A 21,679-nucleotide genomic window follows, 5' to 3' on the forward strand; every position below is an offset into this window, starting at 1 on the left:
CGCCTGCCATGACCACCACCATCGAGCACTACATCAACGACCAGCGCGTGTCCCGCGATGATCGCTATCAGGACGTCTACAACCCGGCCACCGGCGAAAAGACCGGCCGCGTCGCCCTGGCCAGCCGCCAGACCGTCGCCGAAGCCGTCGCCGCTGCCCAGGCCGCGTTCGCCGGCTGGGCGGACACGCCGCCGATCCGCCGTGCGCGTGTGCTGTTCGAGTACCTGCACCTGCTGCGTGAGCGCAAGGATGACCTGGCGCGCATCATCGTCGCCGAACATGGCAAGGTCTTTACCGACGCCCAGGGCGAAGTCGACCGTGGCATCGACATCCTCGAATTCGCCTGTGGCATTCCCAACCTGCTCAAGGGCGAGCATTCCGACCAGGTTTCCCGTGGCATGGATAACTGGACAATGCGCCAGCCCCTTGGCGTGGTCGCCGGCGTTACGCCGTTCAATTTCCCGGTGATGGTGCCGATGTGGATGTACCCGATCGCCATCGCGGCGGGCAATACATTCATCCTCAAGCCAAGCCCGACCGACCCGAGCGCCTCGCTGTTCATGGCCGAACTGCTGCGCGAAGCCGGCCTGCCCAAAGGTGTGTTCAACGTGGTGCAGGGCGACAAGGAATCGGTGGACGCGCTGATCGAACACCCGGACGTCAAGGCTGTGAGCTTTGTCGGCTCGACGCCGATTGCCCAGTACATCTACGAAACCGGCGCCCGTAATGGCAAGCGCGTGCAAGGCCTGGGCGGCGCGAAGAACCACATGGTGGTGATGCCCGACGCGGATATCGAAAAAACCGTCGACGCCCTGATGGGCGCCGCCTACGGCAGTGCTGGCGAACGCTGCATGGCCATTTCGGTGGCGGTGCTGGTGGGCGATGTGGGCGACAAAGTCATCGCCGCCCTGACCGAACGTGCCAAGCACCTGCGCATCACCGACGGTCGCGACCTCAAGGCAGAAATGGGTCCGATCGTGTCCCGCGCGGCGCTGGAACGCATCAGCGGCTACATCGAACAAGGCGTGCAGGCCGGCGCGCAGTTGCTGCTCGACGGGCGTGACTATGTACCCACTGAACCGGGCCTGGAAAACGGCTTCTGGCTGGGTGCGACGTTGTTCGACCACGTGACTAAAGAGATGAGTATCTACCGCGAAGAAATCTTCGGCCCAGTGCTGGCCTGCGTGCGCGTGAATGACTTCGCCGAGGCCATCAAGCTGGTCAACGATCACGAGTTCGGCAACGGCGTGAGCTGCTTCACCCGCGACGGCAACATCGCCCGCGAGTTTGCACGGCGCATCGAAGTGGGCATGGTCGGCATCAACGTGCCGATCCCGGTGCCGATGGCGTGGCACGGGTTTGGCGGGTGGAAGAAGAGCCTGTTTGGCGACATGCATGCCTACGGCACCGAGGGTGTGCGCTTCTACACCAAGCAGAAGTCGATCATGCAGCGCTGGTCGGAAAGCATCGAGCAGGGCGCCGAATTCGCCATGCCAGTCTCCAAATAACCAAAGCCTGTACACGGTCAACTGTGGGAGCGGGCTTGCCCGCGATAGCGTGGTGTCAGGCAGTACATCTGGCACTGATTCACCGCTATCGCAGGCAAGCCAGCTCTCACATTTTTTATTGCGTGGGCTTCAGGCGATCAAATCCGCGTTTTAGCTTGGCCGTTTCCAGGAGTTTGAGTGCTGTGCTCGTGAAATAGTGCGCAATGAACGGGCCTTCTCATTGAAGGAACCCTTTGACTTTCAGGAGCGACTTATTGGCCTGCTGGTATCGGTATCGTCGTGCGGTCTATGTACGAAGATATCCTGCCATGTGTGCCCTTCTCAAAAAGCGTAAGAATCATGCTTTCAACGGCGTAGGGAAAATTACGAGAATATTTAAAGGTCGTCCTTTCATGAGTGTAAATACGTACTCTTCGTCGCCTATCCTCGCAGCCGACTACTCCTATTTGAATGACGACATGGGTTTCGTCGAGGATGGACTGACGCTGACCTATGCGGGTGTTACTTTTTCTCGTGCCCCGTCGACATCCGTACCAGCGGGTTCCGATTCTTTTCATAACACCCTGATTTTTGGATCCGATGCGGTATCGCCACCGACTGCACGCGATCCGTTGCCAGAGCAGATACAACGTATCAATGCCTATGCGAGTCGTGTCGTTACGCATGCCAGCAATATTGAAGTGGGCAGTGAAGGCGAAAGAAACATACGCTTCCAGCAGGTTCGCCAGTTCCTGGAGCCAGCGGGTTACTTCAGTGGTGGACTGCTGGCTGCCGGTTACGATCCGCATGAGAAATTCACGCTCAAGTTCACCTCGTACACCGGGGTCGGAAAACCTGAGCATTTGACCCGCACCGACACGCGTACTTACTTCGCCTGGGAAATCGCGGCCGGCGCACTGGCGCACGACAAAGTCCAGAGAGGCGGCCCGCTCAATTTCCAGTTCATGGAGATCGAGCCGCAAGACCGGAGCAAGGTCGCCGACCTGGAGTCCGTGGGTACGCACCTCGAGAAACACTGGGACAATGCAATAGCGCCACCCATGCGCGACGCGTCCGGAGTGCTGGCAGAGCGCTCGGGCAAAGCGGACGCCTACGTTGTTAGAGGCACCTTGCAAAGCTTGAAGAACAATAAGAATACGTTCAAGACCTTAAGCGCCGATGGTCAAGCGGCGGTCACGCGAACACTGTCGCACAATGGGCAAGTGATTATTCCCAACCTCTATGGCTACCCACTGACGGGGTACGCATTTATTCCTTACACCGCCTATGACGGCAATTATGAGCATCGCCCAAACAAGGGGTTGATGATCGATTTGAAGAACGGCAGGGTGAGTGAGATACAAGGTGATGAGGCATTTGCCAACTGGGCTAAAAACAACAGGGACAATTTGTTGCGCAGCTTCAATGCCCGCGACAGGCAAGGCGGCCTGGATGCCCATTGGCCAAAGGCAGGGGATGTGCTCGATAACGTGATTGCCGGTAATCACGCCAGTTACCCTGGGTACTCCAGCGTGTTCAAAGACAAAGCGGTGCCGGTGTGGGAGACATTCAACTACACCAGCGCGCGCAGCAGTGCTTACCAACTGATCTATGGTCGCCTGGATTCCGGTATTGCTGCCAAGTACCAAAAGGCGAATGCCGACAACGCGGTTTGGTCCGATCAAACCGAGGTGTTCGGCTCCGCGCAGCAAAACTGGAAGGCAGCAAAAGACCTCTGGGGGAGCACCTTTGGCTACGTACCCATCGTCGGCAACATCGGCACTATTGTTTTCGGGATTCACGATTCCATCGATGGAATGACCGCCAGTGATCGCGTTGGCGGTAATGCGGCAGTGGTTATATCAGGGCTGCAACTTGCGCACGAATTATTGCCTGGCGACGGGGTGCTGGAAGCGGGTGAACCCCTGTTGACTTTTGATTCCTCCACCCGCGAACAGTTTGGATGGCGATACAGTTCGCCCGCTGACGGTTTTGAATTAGTGCGGGAGCCGAAGTATCAGGTCACAACGGATGAGGTAGCTGTTTCGTTGGAAAATGCGCCTGAGACGACGCCTGCTTTCAAACTACCTTCATCTTTGACAGGCCTGCGCGAGGTGGAATTCAGGGGGAAGGTGTACTACGCCGCTGAACACCCCGACGCGGGTGACTCAATGCATTACCGGTTATATGTAAAAGATCCGCATGATCCTGAGAAACTGGTGAGTAGCGGTATTGTTGCCAAGCCTGATGCCGCGGGCGTGTGGCAAAAAATGGGTGTGGTAGGGGGCGGGAAAATATCCGAATTTTTCTCACCTAAATATAGGCGGGCACGCGCGGAGTTGGAGGCGGTCATTGCGCAGCGCGATAACGTGGAGGCCGTCACGAAAGAGGAAATGCAACGGGTTGAACGTGTGCTGGGTTCACTGATACAGGGCAGTAATGCGGAGGATTTCGCGGGTGTCGAAACCTATATTGAGGCAGGCTCCGATTTTGTTAACGGGCCTCTGCGTTCCGGCGACACGTCGCCTGATCTGGAAGCGTTTCTTGAAGAGTTCAACCAACTGAATGCTTATGAGGGTAAGGCCTATCGCAGCGCCTTTGTCACACGTGACGGCGCAGAAAGAATTAAAAAAGGCGTTGGAAAGGTTTTTCAAGATGCCGGTGTACAGTCAGCTTCGGCAACTGTGGGTAACGCCGGAGAATGGGAAAGATGGGCAAAGAATGCCGTCAAGGGCCGAAGTGATAAAGTCCAACCTGTGGTGTTTGTATTCGATGAGTCAATACCCAAGAAAAACCTATCAACCGGATACTTGATGGATCATGTCGCTGTGGGGCCTGGAGAAAGTATGAAAGTACTTGCGTACGAAGAACACAATGGCAAGCTGTTCGTCTATCTCTCCAGGCCTTCTGAAGTGCCCGACCATCTTTACACTATTTATGACGGGGCTCCGATTTATTGAGCCCACGGCCGCACCGCCGTGAGTATCATCGCCGCCCGGCGCGTGTACTGACGTCGACCCAAACCGCCAACACCAAAATGCTGCCCTTCACAATCATCTGCCAATAGCTGTCCACATCCAGCATCGACATGCCGTTGTCCAGGCTGGTAATCACCAACGCCCCGAGCAACGCGCCATACACCGTGCCCGAACCGCCACGCATCGACGTCCCGCCGATAAAGCAGGCCGCAATGGCATCCAGCTCGCCCATGTTCCCCGCCGAAGGGGAACCGGCGGCAAGGCGCGCGGTGTTGACCAGCCCGGCGAGGGCGCACATGACGCCCATGATGCCGAAGATCCACAGTTTCACCGCCTGTACGTTGATGCCAGACAGGCGCGTGGCTTCCATGTTGCTGCCCACCGCGTATACGCGGCGGCCGAACACGGTCTGGCTGGTGACGTAGCTGAACACGCCGAGCAGCACCAGCAACAGCAGCACCGGCACGGGGATGCCGTCATAGCTGTTGAGGGTGGTGACGAACCCGGCCAGCACGGCGCCGATCAGCACCACGCGCAGCACATCACGCACCAATGAATGCGCAGCCAGGCCATGCAGTGCGCGGTTGCGGCGTTGTTTCCAGGTCAGGAACAGCGTCAGGGCAAACAGCAAAACACCGAGGCCGATACCGACCGCATGCGGCAAATACCCCTGGCCGACATACACCAATGAAGGCGACACCGGCGCAATGGTGGTGCCACCGGTGATTCCCAGCAGAATCCCGCGAAACGCCAGCATCCCACCCAGCCCGACGATAAACGACGGGATGCGCAGGTAGGCGGTCATATAGCCGTTGGCCAATCCAATCATTAAGCCGCATAAAGCGACCAGGCTCAGGTTGGCCAGCAGCGGCACGTGGTAAACCACATCCAGAATCGCCGCCAGCCCGCCGAGCAGGCCGAGCAATGACCCCACCGACAAATCAATCTCGCCGCTGATGATCACCAGCACCATGCCGCACGCCAGGATCCCGGTGATCGACATCTGCCGCAGCAGGTTGGACAGGTTGCGCGGGGTAAGGAACCCACCCTCGGTCTGCCAGCTGAAAAACAGCCAGATCACCGCCACCGCGATGACCAGGGCGAGCATTTTGTAGCGGGTAAAAAGGTGTTTGACCTGATTCATCTACGCGGTCTTCCGATCGTTATTGTTATGACTGAGCGCAGCGGCGAGCACCTGTTCCTGGGTGAGCCCCTCGTTGATAAAGTCCCCGCGCAACTGGCCGTCGCCGATCACCAGCACGCGGTTCGACACGCCGAGCACTTCGGCCAGCTCCGACGAGACCATGATGATCGACACCCCTTTGGCCGCCAGGGCGCCCATCAGTTTGTAGATCTCATACTTGGCGCCCACGTCCACCCCGCGCGTGGGTTCGTCGAGGATCAGTACCTTGGGCTTGGTCATCAGCATTTTCGCCAGCACGGCCTTTTGTTGGTTGCCACCGGACAGGCTGGTGATCGGCAGGAACGGGCTGGCGGTCTTGAGGTGCATGCGCGCGATCTGCTGGTCGATGCTGCCCAGCTCCGCTTCGGCATCGATGCGGGTCAGGTGCGCATAGGTGTCGAGTACCGCCAGGGTGATGTTCTGGCCCACGCCCAGGTCCGGGATGATGCCTTGGCGCTTGCGGTCTTCGGGCACCATGCACAGCCCGGCGCGGATGGCTTTGAGCGGTGTGCGCGTGTCGATCACCTGGCCATCGAGCCACACTTCACCGTGGTAGCGGCCGGGGTAGGCGCCGAACAGCGCCGACACCAGTTCTGTGCGCCCGGCGCCGACCAGCCCGGCAATGCCGAGGATTTCCCCGCGCTTGAGCACAAAGGACACATCGTCCACGCGTTTGCGCTTGGGGTTGTCGACGTCGTAGCAGGTGACGTTGCGCGCTTCGAAGATCACCTCGCCCACCGCATGTGGTTCGGTGGGGTAGAGGTTGCTCATCTCGCGGCCGACCATCTGGGTGATGATCTGCGCGATGTCCATGTCGGCCATGGCGGTGGTCGCGATGTGCTTGCCATCGCGGATCACCGCAATGGTGTCGCACACGGCTGCGACTTCATCGAGCTTATGGGAGATGTACACGCAGGCCACACCCTTGGCCTTGAGGCTTTTGATGATGTCGAGCAGCACCTCGATTTCCGCGCGGGTCAGGGCCGAGGAGGGCTCGTCGAGAATCAGCAGGCGCGCCTGTTTATTCAGGGCCTTGGCGATTTCCACCAGTTGCTGGTAGCCGCCGCCATACTGCGACACCGGCAGCGCCACGTTCATGTCGGGCACCTTGAGCTCGCGCATCAAGGCTTCGGCACGGTGGATCATTGCCGGGTAGTTCATGCGCCCACCCGGCAAGGTCAGTTCGTGGCCCATGAAGATGTTCTCGGCCACCGACAGGTCGGGCACCAGGGTCAGTTCCTGGTGGATGATGACGATGCCGGCCGCTTCGGTGTCCCGGATGGACTGGGCCTTGAGCGGCTGCCCGTCCCAGAGAATTTCACCGTCCCAGGTGCCGTACGGGTAGACCGCCGACAGCACCTTCATCAAGGTGGATTTACCGGCACCGTTCTCGCCGCACAGGCCGACGCATTCCCCCGGCCGCACCTTGATGTCGATACCGTCCAGCGCGTTGACTCCGCCAAAGGTTTTGACGATGCCGTTCATTTGCAGCAGGTAGTCGGCCATGGCGGTCACTGCCCGGCAATCTGCTCTTTGGTATAGAACCCGTCTTTCTCCAGCACGTCGATATTGGCCTTGGTCAACGGTGTCGGCGTCAGCAGGATGGTGTCGACCTTCTTGCTGCCGTTGTCGTATTGCGAGCTGTAGGTGGGTTTTTCATTGCGTGCCAGTTGTACCGAGAGCTTGGCCGCCTCCGAAGCGATCAGCTTGAGCGGCTTGTACACGGTCATGGTCTGGGTGCCGTCGATCACACGCTTGATGGCCGCGAGGTCGGCGTCCTGGCCGGAAATCGGCACCTTGCCCGCCAGCTTCTGCGCGGCCAGGGCCTGGATCGCACCGCCGGCGGTGGCGTCGTTGGAGGCGACGATGGCGTCGATTTTGTTGTTATTGCGGGTCAGGGCATTCTCGACGATGCTCAGGGCTTCGGTCGGGTTCCACTCCTTGACCCACTGCTGGCCGACCACTTTGATATCGCCCTTGTCGATGGCCGGTTGCAGCACCTTCATCTGGCCTTCGCGCAGCACCTTGGCGTTGTTATCGGTGGGCGCGCCGCCGAGCAGGAAGTAGTTGCCCTTGGGCGCCGCCTGCAGCACACCGCTGGCCTGCATCTCACCGACTTTTTCGTTATCGAAGGAGATGTACGCGTCGATATCGGCGTTGAGGATCAGGCGGTCATACGACACCACCTTGATCCCGGCCTTCTTGGCTTCGGCGACGGCATTGGTGAGCACGGTGGCGTTGAAGGGCACGATGACGATCACGTCGACGCCACGGGAAATCAGGTTTTCAATCTGCGAGATCTGCTTTTGCTCATTGGCATCGGCAGATTGCACGAAGACCTTGGCATCGAGTTTTTCCGCTGCGGCCACGAAGTAATCGCGGTCGCGGGACCAGCGTTCCAGGCGCAGGTCGTCGATGGAAAAGCCGATTTTCGGATGAGCCGAATCGGCCATCACCGGCAGGGCGAGCAGGGCCAGGGCAGTGGCGATGAGTGTACGTTTCATGATTGTGCGTCCTTTTATTGTTGTTGGAAGACTCTAGACAAACACTGTATCTGTGGTGAGCGGGCTTGCCCCGCGCTGGGCTGCGAAGCAACCCCAAAACCAGGCACCTCAGAGTGTCAGGTAAAAACACATCGCCTGCAGTGGGACCGCGACGCGCCCCAGCGCGGGGCAAGCCCGCTCACCACATACAAGCCAACACCCCACAAGCAAGCCCGCTCGCCACAGTGCTAGCGGTAGATAAAGCGGTTCACAATACCCTCAAGCATCTCCTGCCGCCCACTCACCGCCTGCGGGTTCAGCTCCTGGGCAAACGCATGCTCAGCCAGTGATTCCAGGCTGAACTCACCCGCCAGCACGGCCTGGCCCAACGGTTGCTGCCAGCCGGCATAGCGTTGGTCCTTGAACTGCTGCAACCGGTCGTTCTCGACCATCGCCGCCGCGCGTTCCAGTGCCAGGGCCAGCACATCCATGGCCGCCACATGCCCGTGGAACAAGTCCACATCGTCCAGGCTCTGGCGACGCACCTTGGAGTCGAAGTTATAGCCGCCGTTCTTAAAACCGCCAGCCTTGAGGATTTCATAGGTGGCCAGGGTCATCTCTTCGACGCTGTTGGGGAACTGATCCGTATCCCAGCCGTTCTGCGGGTCGCCCCGGTTGGCGTCGATACTGCCGAAGATGCCCAGGGACACGGCGGTGGCAATCTCGTGATGAAAACTGTGCCCGGCCAGGGTCGCGTGGTTGGCCTCGATATTGACCTTGATCTCCTGTTCCAGCCCGTATTCATGCAGGAAGCCGAACACTGTGGCGCTGTCGTAATCGTATTGGTGCTTGGTCGGCTCCTGGGGCTTGGGCTCGATCAGCAAGTCGCCCTTGAAGCCGATCTTGTGCTTGTGCTCCACGACCATGCGCATAAAGCGCCCGAGTTGTTCGCGCTCGCGCTTGAGGTCGGTATTGAGCAGGGTTTCATAGCCTTCACGCCCGCCCCACAGCACATAGTTGGCGCCTTTGAGTCGCAGCGTTGCATTCATGGCACTGAACACCTGGGCGGCGGCGTAGGCAAACACTTCCGGGTCCGGGTTACTGGCGGCGCCGGCGGCAAAGCGCGGGTTGCTGAAGCAGTTGGCCGTGCCCCACAGCAGCTTGATCCCGGTCTGTTCCTGATGATGCTCCAGGTGATCGACCATCTGCGCAAAGTGGTGGCGGTACTCCTTCAGCGAACTGCCTTCGGGGGCGACATCCGTGTCGTGAAAGCTGTAGTAGTCGATGCCCAGCTTGGAGAAAAACTCGAAGGCTGCATCCGCCTTGCCGATCGCCAGTTCCATCGGATTGCCACTGCGCTGCCACGGCCGCTTGAACGTGCCCACGCCAAACATATCCGCGCCTGGCCATACAAAGGTGTGCCAATAACAGGCGGCCATGCGCAGGTGCTCGCGCATTGGTTTGCCGAGGATGATTTTATTGGCGTCGTAATGGCGAAAGGCGAGGGGGGCGTCGCTGCTGGGGCCTTCGAAGCGAACCTTCTCGACACCGGGGAAGTACGGCATGGCGTTTTCCTTATTGTTCTTGGCGGTGCCCCGATACTAGCAACGGCCAATGGCCTGGCGATTATGAAAATCACCAAGGAAGGGTGCGATTTTGAGTGGCAGGGTCTAGGCTGTTGCGACCGGACAAGGACAACAACAATGAAAACCCTACCGCCCGTGCACCGCATTGCCTTGCTGTTCAACGGCAGCAAAATCTATGACCGCGGCATCATCGCCGGCATCGGCAATTACCTGAGCAGCACCCGTGCGTCCTGGGACTTGTTCCTTGAAGAAGACTTCCTGTGCCGCCTCAAAGGCATCGAGCGTTGGCAGGGCGATGGGATCATTGCCGACTTCGACGACCCGCTGATCGGCGAGGCGCTGGCCGGGAGCAAGGTGCCGGTGGTGGCGGTGGGGGGATCCTACGAGGATGCGCGCGACTACCCCAAGGGCGTCCCCTACGTGGCCACTGACAACGCGGCCTTGATGAAACTCGCCTATGAGCATTTGATCGAGGCCGGTGTGACGCGGTTTGCCTGTTTCAGCCTGCCCCAGGCCCAGGCCAACCGCTGGGCCCAGGAGCGCGAAAAAGCCTTCAAGCGCTTGCTGCAACGCGACGGTTTGCCGGTGCAGATCTATCGCGGCCTGGGCACCAGCGCGCCGCTGTGGGACAGCGCAGTGGAGCAGCAGATCGCCTGGCTGCACAGCCTGCCCAAGCCGATTGGCATTATCGCGGTCACCGACGCCCGCGCCCGGCAATTGCTGCAAGCCTGCCTGACCGCCGGCATTGCGGTGCCGGAGGAAGTGGCGCTGATCGGCATCGACAACGACCCGCTGACCCGCACGCTCACACGCGTGCCGTTGAGTTCGGTGATCCAGGGCACCGAGACCATGGGCCGTACCGCCGCCGCGCTGTTGCACCAGATGCTGCACGGCAAGCCTTGCCGGGGGGAACAGATCCTGGTGCCGCCGGACGCGATCAACGTGCAGGCCTCGAGCCTGCATCAACCTTTGGGCAATCCTTACGTGATGCAGGCCCTGCTGTTTATCCGCCAGTACGCGTGCCAGGGCATCAAGACAGCTCAGGTGGCGGCGTATGTGGGAGTGTCGCGTTCCTCGCTGGAGGCACACTTTCGCAAGGCGCGCGGGTGCAGCGTGCATGACGAGATCCTGCGTTTCAAACTGGCCAGCGCCGCCAAGGGCCTGCAGGGCAACCAACTGGCAATTGCCGATATTGCACGGCAGTGCGGCTTCAAGTCGGCGCAGTACCTGCACACGGTGTTCCGTCGCGAGTTCGGCTGTACGCCACGGGAATACCAGCACAGTCACTAGAATCTTTGCAGGCATCGCCCATTCGCCGCTGGACTTGCACCGCACAGACTAGGGAGAATGGTTTTTTGTGGCGTAAATGGAAGCTCCCATGACCGACAGTGCCCAGCGTGCCGCCAGCGACATCGACCTGATGACTGAAGTGGCCATGCTTTATTACCTCGACAACATCACCCAGGAAGCCATTGCCAAGCGCTTCGACCTGTCGCGGGTCAAGGTCAGCCGCTTGCTCAAGCGCGCCCGTGATGAAGGGGTGGTGGAGGTGCGGGTGCTGCAGCATCCGGCCCTGAACACTGAGCTGGAGCAGGCGCTGGTCGAGCGTTTCCAACTGGACCGCGCATTGATCGCGGTTGACCACGGCGACCCCGACACCCAGCGCTCGGCCGTGGCCAGCCTGGTCGCCAACTACCTGAACAAGACCCTCAGCGACGGCATGATCGTTGCCGTCGGCATGGGTCGCAACGTGGGCGCAGTGGCCGAGAACGTGTTCCTGCCGGTGACGCGCAACTGCACCTTCGTGTGCGCCATCGGCGGTTCGCTCAAGGCCGGCGAATACATGAACCCCGACCATATCTGCCGGCGCCTGGCCCTGCGCTTCGGCGCCGAGAGCGAAACCCTCTACGCGCCGGCCCTGGTCGCCAACCCCGAACTGCGCAGCGTGTTGATTAACAACGACACCGTGCGTTCCACCCTCGACCGCGCCCGTCGCGCCGATATCGCCTTGATCGGCATCGGTGACATGAGCGAGAACAGCAACATGGTGCGCATGGGCTGGTTCTCACCCCAGGAAATCGCCCAGGCCCGCGTGTCCGGCACCGTTGGTGACATGATGGGCTACGACTTTATCGACATCCACGGCCAGCCGGCGGTCAACACCCTGCAGGGCCGCGTGATCGGCTTGACGGTGCAGGAGTTGGTGCGCATTCCCGACGTGGTGGCGATCGCCAGCGAGAACACCAAGGCGGCGGCCACCCTCGGCGCATTGCGCTCCGGGGTGATCAACACCCTGGCGACGACCGTGTCGAATGCCTACACGATCCTCGCCCTGGATGACGCGACGCGCCGCTAGGTGACATCTTGTAGGGGGTGAGGGGGCTTGCTGAAGTGAGTAGGTTTGCTGCAGTGAGCAGGATTGTTGTGGTGAGCGGGCTTTCTGTGGTGAGCTGCTCACCACAGAAAGCCCCTCACAACAGCTAGGCGACCAACCGCGCCTCGACCGATTCGGCGAGGTCGGTCAGGATCAGGCAGCACGACACCGCGCCAGCATCCAGTACCCCCAGGGACCGTTCCCCCAGGCGGCTGGCGCGGCCGATCTTGGCCACCAGGTCACGGGTGGAGTCGCGGCCCTGGGAGGCGGCGCTTTTCATCTGGCGCAAGGCGTCACGGAACGACGCGCCGCTGGCCTGGGCCTGTTCAAACGCCTCGACGGCCGGGATCAGCGTATCCATCAGGCATTTGTCGCCAACGCCGGCATCGCTGATGTCCTGCAACGAGGTCAGGCCACCGCGCAGCAGCTTGGCGAAGGTCGCCGCATCGATGTTGTCGCGGCCGCGCACTTCGTCGGCCATGCCGATAAACAGGCTGCCATACAGCGGGCCCATGGAACCGCCGATGCCTTCCATCAACGCCAGGGTCAATTCGTCCAGTGCCTCGGCCAGGGACAGTTCGCGCCCTTCCAGGGTCTTGCCGCAGCGCGAGAAACCCTTGGCCATGTTGATGCCGTGGTCGCCGTCGCCGATGGCGCCGTCCACTTCGCTGAGGTATTCGCGGTTGGCGACGATGATCGACACCAGGTTGGTAACGATGGCGCTACCGGTATTGCTGGGGAAATGCTCGCTCATGCTTCACTCCGACTGTGTCATGCCGATGGCGCGGCAGGGTTGGTCGATCAGGCTGCTCAACTCGGCGTCGAGGCCCAGCAGTGTCAGGGTCACGCCCATCATTTCCAGCGACGTGAAGTAGTTGCCCACGTAACAGCGGTGAATGCGCAGGCCCTTGGCGCGCAGTTGACGCTCGACCTCGGCGTAGAAGATATACAGCTCCATCACCGGCGTGGCGCCCAGGCCCGAGACCAGCACCACCACGCTCTGGTCCTGGGTGAAGTCGCGGTCAGCCAGGATCGGCGCGAGCATGCGCTCGGCCATGGCGGCGGCAGACTCCACCGGCACCACTTCAATACCGGGTTCGCCGTGGTGGCCAATGCCCAGTTCCATCAGCCCGTCGGCAATCTGGAAGTTCGGCTTGCCCACGGCGGGGATGGTGCAGGGCGTGAGGCCGACACCAATGGAGCGGCAGTGGTCCACGGCTTTTTGCGCCACGCGGATCACACCGTCGAGGTCGTAGCCCTGGGCAGCGGCGGCACCACCGATTTTCCACATGAAGATCTCACCGGCCACGCCACGCCGCTTGGCGATGTCCGCCGGCGGGGCAGATGCCACGTCGTCGTTGGCGACCACCGTACGGATGGTCATGTCTTTGCTGGCGGCCATTTTCATCGCCAACTTCACGTTCATGTTGTCGCCGGCGTAGTTGCCGTACAGGCACGCCACGCCCGCGCCCTGGTCGGCGGCGCGGAAGGCATCGAAAAAGCTTTTGGCGGTGGGCGAAGAAAATATCTCGCCGACGGCGACCGCATCCACCAGCCCTGGGCCGACATAGCCGAGAAACGCCGGCTCATGGCCCGAGCCGCCGCCGGTGACAATGCCCACCTGGCCGACCGGTGAAGGCGTGCGTTTGCGGATGACCCGTGGGTTGCTCTCGTATTGCACCAGTTCCGGGTGCGCCAGGAGTATGCCCGCGAGCATGTCCTCGACCACCAGGTCCGGATCGTTGATGACTCGATTCATAGGGTGTTTCCTTGTTCTTATTCGTCTGGAATCGGATTACTGAATGCTGTAGCCGCCGTCGATCACCACGTTTTCCCCAGTGATCATCTTGGCCGCATCGCTGACCAGGTAGAGCACCAAGCCGGCGATTTCTTCCGGCTGAGCAAAGCGCCCCACCGGGATCTGCAATTTGGCCCGTTCGCCCAGTTCACCGGCCCAGGCTTTCTTGCCCAGGGCGGTTTCGACGATGGTCGGCGAGACGGCGTTGACGTTGATGCCGTGTGGCGCCCATTCCATGGCCAGCACCTTGGTCATACCGACCACCGCGGCCTTGCTGGCACAGTAGGCAACGTGACGATCAAGGCCGATGACGGCAGCTTGGGAAGCGAGGTTAACGATGCGCCCGCCGCCGTGTTCGATCATATGCCGGGCGCAGGCCTGGGCCACGAAGAAGCTGGCCTTGAGGTTGATATCCAGGGTGGTGTCCCAGGCGTTTTCTCTGACGTCCAGGGCTTTGTCGAGCAGGGCGACCCCTGCGCTGTTGACCAGGTAATCGATGCGCCCGAGGCCGGCGGCGGCTTGGTCGACGGCGGCCTGCAGCGAGTCGAGCTGGCGCAGGTCGGCCACCACGCCCAGGTGGCCACTGCCGAGGCTGGCGGCCACTTCCACTACCGCAGGGTCACGGTCCAGCAAGGCCACCCTGGCGCCGCGTTCCACCAATAAATTGGCGCAGGCCAGGCCGATACCGGCGGCGCCCCCGGTGATCACGGCGCAACGGCCGGTGAGGTCGAACGCCTGGTTCCAGAAATTGGACATTGCACACACTCCACTTAGCGTTTTTTCTTGCGCCAGACATCGATCAGCACCGCGAGCACGATGATCAACCCCTTGGCCACTTGTTGGTAATACGAGGACACCCCGAGCAGGTTCAAACCGTTGTTGATCACCCCGATCAGCAGCGCGCCAAACAGTGTGCCGACAATGCTGCCGGTGCCGCCCGACAGGCTGGTGCCGCCAATCACCACCGCCGCAATTGCATCCAGCTCATAGGACACACCTGCCTGGGGCAGGGCCGAGGTTGTCCGCGCCGCCAGCACCACGCCCGCCAGACCCGCCAGCAGGCCGGAAATCACGTACACCGAGAACGTCACCTTACGCACGCCGATGCCCGAGGTGCGCGCGCTCTTTTCATTGCCGCCCACGGCGTACACGTAGCGGCCGTAGGTGGTGTAGCGCAGCACCATCCAGAAGATCAGCGCGACCACCACAAAGATAATGATCGGCACGCCGATGGGGCCGAGCTTGCCAATGCCCATGGCCAGGAAGCTGTCCGGCAGGTCGGTGACCGGGCTGCCGTCGTTGAGGATAAAGGTCATGCCCCGCGCCACGCTGAGCATGCCAAGGGTGGCGACAAAGGGCGGGATGCTCAGGTTGGCAACCATGAAGCCATTGACCACCCCGAGCATGGCCCCGGCGAACATCCCCGCACTCACCGCTGCCAGCAGGCCATAGCCCTGGGTCGCGACCAACGCGCTGCACAAGCCGGCGAACGCCAGGATCGAACCCACCGACAGGTCGATGCCCTTGGTGAGGATCACGTAGGTCATGCCCACCGCGAGGATGCCATTGATGGAGGTCTGGCGCAGGATGTCCATCCAGTTGCGCCAGGTCATGAAGTATTCGCTGGAAAAAGCCATTACCAGGCACAGCAGGATAAACACCAGCGGCAGGCCGAAACGGTCGAGGGACAGGCGCAGGCGGTTGCGCGGTGCGGCGGTAACGGGGGCGGCAAGGACTTTACTGTTCATGAGGCAAGACTCAACAAGGCTTCCTGGGAAAGGGCGGTGTCGCTGCTGACGGTGACCAGGCGGCCCCCCTTGAACACGGCGATGCGATCACTCAGGTGCAACAGCTCCGGCGCTTCGGACGACACCACGATGGCCGCGCCACCGGCGCGCACAAACTCGTCCAGCAGGTGATAGATCTCCTGCTTGGCGCCTTCGTCGATGCCGCGCGTGGGCTCATCGCACAACAGGCAGATCGGTTGGGTCGACAGGCATTTGGCGAGCACCACCTTCTGCTGGTTGCCACCGCTCATCGACTCCACCGGCAGGTCCAGGGACGAAACCTTGATCTGCAGGCGCTTGACCATGCTGTGTGCCAGCGCCTGTTCCTTGCGCGCATTGATCACCGACCAGCTCGACAGTTGCTTGTAGGCCGAGAGTGCGATGTTCGCGAGGATACTGCCACTGAGCACCAGGCCGCTGTCCTTGCGGTCTTCGGTGACCAGGGACATGCCGGCGCGGATGGTTGCCGCCGGGGTGCCCGTGGGCAACGGCTGGCCTTGCAGAGTGGCGCTGCCGGCGTCCGGCAGTGTCAGGCCGTACAGGCAGTTGAGGAATTCGCTGCGGCCCGAGCCCATCAGGCCATAGATCCCGAGGATTTCACCCTGGCGCAATTGCAGGCTGATGTCCTCGAACTCGCCCTCGCGGCTCAGGCCGCTGACGTCCAGGCAAGTAGTGGCCGCGCATTCGCGACCGACCTTGTGGTCGATGCGTTGCAGTTCCTGGCCGACGATGCCGCGCACCAGGTGGGCACGGTCGATATCGGCCATGCGCCCACTCTCCACAAAGGCGCCATCGCGAAAGATGCTGTAGTCATCGGCGATCTGCGCCAGCTCGCTGAGGCGGTGTGACACGTAGATGATGCCGGCGCCCCGTGCCGTCAAGCGGCGGATGGCCTTGAACAGGGTCTCGGCTTCACGCTCGCCGATGGCCGAGGTGGGTTCGTCCATGATCATCACCTGGCAGTCATGGCTGAAGGCCTTGGCGATTTCCACCAGTTGGATCTGCGCCACGCTCAGACGGTGCATCGGGCTGGTGGCGTCCACGTCGAATTCGAGGCTTTGCAGCAGCTCGCGGGTGCGCCGGTTCAGTGCCTTGCTGTCGACGATACAGCCGGCACGGCGCGGCTCGCGGCCCAGCCAGATATTTTCGGCCACGGTCATGTAGGGAATGGGTTCCAGCTCCTGGGTGATCATCGCCACCCCGGCGGCCAGTGCCGCGCTGGGGCGGTCGAATTGCACCGGCTGGCCGTTGAGCAGGATGCTGCCGGCGTCACGCTGGGTGATGCCCATCAAGATGCTGAGGAAAGTCGATTTGCCCGCGCCGTTGCCGCCGCACAGGGCGTGCACGCTGCCGGCCCGCAGGGAGAGGCGCCCGTCGCGCAGGGCAGGGACCCCGGCGTAGGCCTTGGAAACGTGTTCAGCCTGGAGCAGTAATGGCATGGCCATCGGTGTGTCCTCTTGCTGATTTTTGTTATTAGGTCGTTTTATCCAATAGCCTGATCATATGATCGGATAATGATCATATGTTTAAACTGCTTGGGCCGGTTTTGTCAATGGTCCGACCAGGGAGCTTCTGTCGTTTTGCAGTTTTTAGGGGGAGGGCTCTTTAAATAAGCCTTGACAGCCGCCTGCCTGTCGCCTGCTAATGTTTGTGCATATTTTCAATGAGTGATCATTTGATCGGTCTGGCGGAGAAACAGTAATGGGTGCACAAACGACGTTTTCGGTGGCGATCGGATGCGACGAGGCAGGCTTTGAACTCAAGGAAATGCTCAAGGGCTTTATCGAAAGCCTCGGGCATGGGGTCGAGGATTTTGGCTGCTATTCGTCCAGCCCGGTGCTGTACCCGGACATTGCAGCGGCCGTGGCTACGGCGGTGGGGGCGGGTGAACAGCGCCTGGGCGTGTTGATTTGCGGCACTGGCATCGGCATGGCGATTTCCGCCAATAAGATCAAGGGTGTGCGGGCGGCCCAGGCCCATGACACCTATTCGGCCGAGCGCGCGCGCAAGAGCAACGATGCGCAGATCCTGTCCATTGGTGCACGGGTGATCGGGCCCGAGCTGGCCAAGAGCATCGTCAAAGTGTTTCTGGCGTCGGAATTCGAAGCGGAGCGCTCCGGGAAGAAAGTCGAGCGCATTACTGCGCTCGAACAGGCGAACAGGGCCTTGCCGTCGGGCGACGACTGAGCCGCTTCAGAACACCGCCTTGACCTGCAGGCCCAACACCAGCGCGTTATCGATATTCTCGCCAGAAAACGCGCCCGGCTCGATGATGTATTGCACATCCGGGCGCAGGGTCAGCCATGGGGTGGCCTGGTAGCCGTAGCTGAGTTCGATCAACTGCTCGGCATTGTTCAGGTTGGGGTAGTCGGTCCCGGCGTTGAAGGCGGCCAGTTCCTGCACATCGCGGCTGCGCGGGTTGGGTACGGCACGGCCATAACCCAGGGCCAGGGTGTCACGCGGACGGCCTTCGAACGGTTTGTACAGCACCACGCCCGCGCCATACCACTTGCTGAACGGCGAGGCCGCTTCGCTGGCTGCCGAATATTGGCCGAAGGCATGCAGCACGCGGCCGGCGGATGCGTCGGACGCCCACACCGCCTGGTCGACCAGCAGGTAGTGACCGCCGCGACCGCTGACCTCCTTGTTGCTGCCGATACGTTTGACGTCGGAGCTGTCGTAGTAATAGCCCAGTTTGTATTCCCCTGGCAGGCGGCCTGCGTGCTTGTACACCAGCTCGATGGGCACCACGGTGCCGGTGGTGTGCTTGGGGCTCAAGTGCCAGGCGCGGCTGGAGTCGCCGTTGCTGTCCGGGTCGACGTTGAACGCGGCGACGCGCAGTTGCCAGGACGGCGCGAAGTCATATTTCACTCGTGCGCCCAGGCGTGCGTTGGGGTAGTTGGTCCAGCCGCTGCCGCCGGACATGTTCAGTGGGTGCCCACAGAAACCGGCGTTCATGAAGTTGCACAAAATCCCGCTGTCCAGGCCGCCAAGGTCATTGCCCATGGCCATGTAGCCGAGCTTGATGTTCAGCGCCGGGGTGAACAGCGTGCGTTCGTAGCTCAACTCGGTGAGGCGGGTATAGAGGCCGCCGTAGTTTTCCTGGATCGGTAGGCGGTTGCCCACCAGGTCCTCGGAGGCGCTGTTGCCGCGACGGTCGTTGACGGTGAGCTGGATGCGGTCGCCATGGGGCAAGCCGTAGAGCTTGCCCAGGTCGAACTGCACACCGAGCTTGAGGTTTTGCGAGTAACGCGCCGAGCGGTGCTGGCCGCCGTGGGCGTTGTAAGCGGTTTCGCCGCTGTAGTCGCCGGTGAAACGGATGCCTTGCTCGTCGAGTTCACGGCGCAGGCCGCCCCAGTCGCCGGTCAGGGTGGTGTCATCGGCTTGCACAGGCAGCGCGGCACCCAGGGCCAGGCCGAGCAGCAGGCGCCCAAGGGAAAGATGAGAAGAGGGGGTCATGCGGGTTCTTCCAAAGCAAAAGGCGCGGTGCGAGGGGCACCGCGCCTGGAGGGGGTTATGGCAGGGCGTAGGCGATCACGTAGTCGCCGCGGTCGGTGGACTGGCGTGCGCCGCCCGCGGTGATGACGATGTACTGTTTGCCGGTTTTCGGCGACACGTAGGTCATCGGGCCGCCTTGGCTGCCGACGGGCAGGCGGGCTTTCCAGATTTCATCACCATTGCCGCTGTTGAAGGCGCGCAGGTAGAAGTCCTGGGTGCCGGCGATAAAGATCAGGCCGCCCTGGGTCGACAGGGTGCCGCCGAGGGTTGGCAGGCCGATCTTGATCGGCAGGTGCATGCGGATGCCCAGGGGGCCGGTGTCTTCAACGGTGCCGACCGGTACTTGCCAGGCGACCTTTTGCGTCTTCATGTCGATCGCGGTCAGGGTGCCGAACGGTGGCGCCTGGCACGGAATGCCGGCCACCGACAGGAAGCGGTTCTTGTTCACGGCATACGGTGTGCCCTTGAGCGGCACGGCGCCCATGCCGGTGTTCAGCGCTTCGCCACCGGACGAGGCCTGGGCCTTGTTCTGCGACGGCACCATCTGGATCCACAGGCCCAGGCGCATGTCGTTGACGAAGATAAAGCCGTGCACCGGGTCGGTGGAGATGCTGCCCCAGTTCATGCCACCCAGCGAACCCGGGAAGCTCAGGGATTTATCGGTGCCTGGCGCGGTGTACAGGCCGTCGTAGCGCATGCCCTTGAAGTCGATGCGGCACAGCAGCTGATCGTAGGGAGTGGCGCCCCACATGTCCGATTCGGTCAGGGTCTGTGCGCCGATCTGTGGCATGCCGACCGATTTTGGCTGGGTGGGCGAGTAGGGTTCGTTAGGGATGTTGGCGGCCTTGACCGGGACTTCCTGCACGTCGGTGAGCGGCTTGCCGGTGGCGCGGTCGAGCACGTAGATCTGCCCGGCCTTGGTGCCGATCACCACGGCAGGCACGGCTTTGTCGCTGCCTGGCGGGGTGAAGTCAATCAGGCTTGGCTGCATTGGCAGGTCGAAGTCCCACAGGTCATTGTGGACGGTCTGGTACACCCACTTTTCGGTACCGGTGGAGGCGTCCAGTGCCAATACCGACGCGCCGTATTTGTGGTTGAGCTGGGTGCGTTCCACGCCGTAGATGTCGGTGGACGAGCTGCCCATTGGCAAGAACACGGTGTTCATCAGCGGGTCATAGGACATCGGCGCCCAGCTGTTCGGGGTGCTGCGCACATAGGTGCTGCCGTCGGCCGGGGCTTTTTTGTCTTCCGGGTTGCCCGGGTCGAAAGCCCAGCGCATCTGGCCGGTGATCACGTCGAAGCCACGGATCACGCCGCCGGGCATGTCGGTCTGGACGTTGTCGGCCACGCGGCCGCCCACCACCACGGTGGTGCCGGCCATCAGCGGTGCCGAGGACAGTTGGTAGTAGCTGTCCGGCACGTTACCCAGGCCGGCTTTCAGGTCCACCTGGCCATGGGTGCCGAAGTCTTCGCAGAACTTGCCAGTGTCGGCGTCCACGGCGATCAGGCGTGCATCGATGGTGTTGGTCAGCAAGCGACGCTGGCACTGCGCACCGGCGGGAACGCTGGCGGCAATGATCGGCGAGCTGTTGGGCTGGGTCGGCTGGGCAACTGGCGCGGTGGCGTCGAAGTAGGCCATGCCACGGCAACGCTGCCACACCGCCGATTTGGCGTTGACCTCGTTCTTCCACAGCTCTTTGCCGGTGTCGGCGTCCAGGGCGATCAGGTTGTTGTGCGGCGTGCAGATGAACACTTTGTTGCCGATCTGCAGGGGCGTCAGTTGGTCTTCGGCACCGTTGCCGTCGCTGATGGCTACATCACCGGTGTGATAGGTCCAGGCCACTTTGAGCTTGTTGACCGTGTCACGGTTGATCTGGTCCAGCGCGGCAAAGCGGCTGCCACCTTCGGTGTTGCCGTAGTGCGCCCAGTCTTTCTGCGCATCCGCTGCAGCCACCGGCGTGATGCCAGGGCCGGCACCGGTCGGTGCGACGCTTGGGTGAGCGACGAACATATTGCCTGCCGCCACTGCCACGCCCACCGCCAATACCGCCGCCACGGCATAGGCGCCGCGTGCAGGCCGATTGACGAGCAATGGGTAAACCAGTGCCACCACCATGCCGATGGCCGCGAACATGAACACGCGGGAGAACAAGGGCCAGAACACCAGGCCCACATCCGCCACCGCCCAGATGGCCGTGCCGACCAGGAAGGCCGCGAACAGCCAGGCACCCGCCGGCTTGCGAGCGGCAATCAACAGCCCGGCAATCGCCATGACCGCGCCGCCGATCAGGAAGTACCAGGAACCTCCCAGGCTGACCAGTTTGACGCCGCCAATGGCCAGCGCAACGCCGAGCAGGGCGATGATCACGCCCAGGCCCAGCAGTAATAATCTAGAGGCGCCAGCGGCGCGCGATGCTCGTTTCATGTCGAAAGGACTCGAATGTGAGAGGGCAAAGACGCGATTTTAGCAAGATAAGTAACTGGTTAGTACATTAGAGTCCTGCA

The 21,679-nt window shown here is 61.6% G+C and carries 16 protein-coding genes; 5 read left to right on the forward strand and 11 right to left on the reverse strand.

Annotated elements, in window-relative coordinates:
• Positions 1-8 precede the first annotated feature (8 nt).
• Positions 9-1,508 (forward strand): CoA-acylating methylmalonate-semialdehyde dehydrogenase, encoded by a 1,500-nt coding sequence (locus tag KHP07_RS05195; protein WP_078049119.1) that lies wholly within the window; start codon positions 9-11, stop codon positions 1,506-1,508.
• Positions 1,509-1,900: 392 nt separating this feature from the next.
• Positions 1,901-4,447, forward strand: coding sequence for a hypothetical protein (locus tag KHP07_RS05200; RefSeq protein WP_214496715.1), 2,547 nt, complete (start codon positions 1,901-1,903; stop codon positions 4,445-4,447).
• A gap of 25 nt (positions 4,448-4,472) precedes the next feature.
• On the opposite strand, the gene KHP07_RS05205 is transcribed toward KHP07_RS05200, so the two are convergent.
• The 4 genes from KHP07_RS05205 to xylA form a co-directional block, all read right to left on the reverse strand.
• The gene (locus tag KHP07_RS05205; RefSeq protein WP_214496716.1) at positions 4,473-5,609 is read right to left on the reverse strand and encodes a sugar ABC transporter permease; all 1,137 of its coding nucleotides are present in this window, start codon (positions 5,607-5,609) and stop codon (positions 4,473-4,475) included.
• Complete coding sequence (xylG, locus tag KHP07_RS05210) at positions 5,610-7,154, reverse strand: D-xylose ABC transporter ATP-binding protein (RefSeq protein ID WP_214496717.1); 1,545 nt, start codon at positions 7,152-7,154, stop codon at positions 5,610-5,612.
• Between the two features lie 5 nt (positions 7,155-7,159).
• On the reverse strand, positions 7,160-8,152 hold the full coding sequence (gene xylF, locus KHP07_RS05215; protein ID WP_078049116.1) for a D-xylose ABC transporter substrate-binding protein: 993 nt from the start codon (positions 8,150-8,152) through the stop codon (positions 7,160-7,162).
• Between the two features lie 227 nt (positions 8,153-8,379).
• Complete coding sequence (gene xylA / locus KHP07_RS05220) at positions 8,380-9,696, reverse strand: xylose isomerase (RefSeq protein ID WP_214496718.1); 1,317 nt, start codon at positions 9,694-9,696, stop codon at positions 8,380-8,382.
• A gap of 138 nt (positions 9,697-9,834) precedes the next feature.
• Here xylA and KHP07_RS05225 point away from each other — a divergent pair, with 138 nt between their 5' ends.
• A complete protein-coding gene (locus KHP07_RS05225; RefSeq protein WP_099491886.1) occupies positions 9,835-11,007 on the forward strand; it encodes a XylR family transcriptional regulator in 1,173 nt (390 codons plus the stop codon).
• A gap of 88 nt (positions 11,008-11,095) precedes the next feature.
• Positions 11,096-12,073, forward strand: coding sequence for a sugar-binding transcriptional regulator (locus tag KHP07_RS05230; RefSeq protein WP_078049113.1), 978 nt, complete (start codon positions 11,096-11,098; stop codon positions 12,071-12,073).
• 124 nt (positions 12,074-12,197) lie between these two features.
• On the opposite strand, the gene dhaL is transcribed toward KHP07_RS05230, so the two are convergent.
• From dhaL to KHP07_RS05255, 5 genes are read right to left on the reverse strand one after another with little or no spacing between them, the layout of a single operon-like run.
• Complete coding sequence (gene dhaL, locus KHP07_RS05235) at positions 12,198-12,845, reverse strand: dihydroxyacetone kinase subunit DhaL (protein WP_078049112.1); 648 nt, start codon at positions 12,843-12,845, stop codon at positions 12,198-12,200.
• A 3-nt stretch (positions 12,846-12,848) separates the two neighbouring features.
• The gene (locus KHP07_RS05240) at positions 12,849-13,850 is read right to left on the reverse strand and encodes a dihydroxyacetone kinase subunit DhaK (RefSeq protein ID WP_078049111.1); all 1,002 of its coding nucleotides are present in this window, start codon (positions 13,848-13,850) and stop codon (positions 12,849-12,851) included.
• 36 nt (positions 13,851-13,886) lie between these two features.
• Entirely contained in the window at positions 13,887-14,645 is a 759-nt protein-coding gene (locus KHP07_RS05245) for an SDR family oxidoreductase (RefSeq protein WP_214496719.1), read from the reverse strand.
• A gap of 14 nt (positions 14,646-14,659) precedes the next feature.
• The gene (locus KHP07_RS05250; RefSeq protein ID WP_214496720.1) at positions 14,660-15,637 is read right to left on the reverse strand and encodes an ABC transporter permease; all 978 of its coding nucleotides are present in this window, start codon (positions 15,635-15,637) and stop codon (positions 14,660-14,662) included.
• Positions 15,634-17,121, reverse strand: coding sequence for a sugar ABC transporter ATP-binding protein (locus tag KHP07_RS05255; RefSeq protein WP_214496721.1), 1,488 nt, complete (start codon positions 17,119-17,121; stop codon positions 15,634-15,636). The genes KHP07_RS05250 and KHP07_RS05255 overlap by 4 nt, the downstream gene beginning before the upstream one ends.
• A gap of 256 nt (positions 17,122-17,377) precedes the next feature.
• Here KHP07_RS05255 and rpiB point away from each other — a divergent pair, with 256 nt between their 5' ends.
• Positions 17,378-17,863: a ribose 5-phosphate isomerase B gene (gene rpiB / locus KHP07_RS05260; protein WP_100490347.1), complete on the forward strand. Its 486-nt coding sequence runs from the start codon at positions 17,378-17,380 to the stop codon at positions 17,861-17,863.
• Between the two features lie 6 nt (positions 17,864-17,869).
• Here rpiB and KHP07_RS05265 read toward each other — a convergent pair whose 3' ends face one another.
• Together KHP07_RS05265 and KHP07_RS05270 are read right to left on the reverse strand one after the other, a co-directional pair.
• Positions 17,870-19,135 (reverse strand): carbohydrate porin, encoded by a 1,266-nt coding sequence (locus KHP07_RS05265; protein WP_214496722.1) that lies wholly within the window; start codon positions 19,133-19,135, stop codon positions 17,870-17,872.
• A 55-nt stretch (positions 19,136-19,190) separates the two neighbouring features.
• Complete coding sequence (locus tag KHP07_RS05270; RefSeq protein WP_214496723.1) at positions 19,191-21,599, reverse strand: glucose/quinate/shikimate family membrane-bound PQQ-dependent dehydrogenase; 2,409 nt, start codon at positions 21,597-21,599, stop codon at positions 19,191-19,193.
• Between the last annotated feature and the right edge of the window lie 80 nt (positions 21,600-21,679).

The organism is Pseudomonas sp. VS40 (genome assembly GCF_018587885.1).
Lineage (GTDB): Bacteria > Pseudomonadota > Gammaproteobacteria > Pseudomonadales > Pseudomonadaceae > Aquipseudomonas > Aquipseudomonas pergaminensis.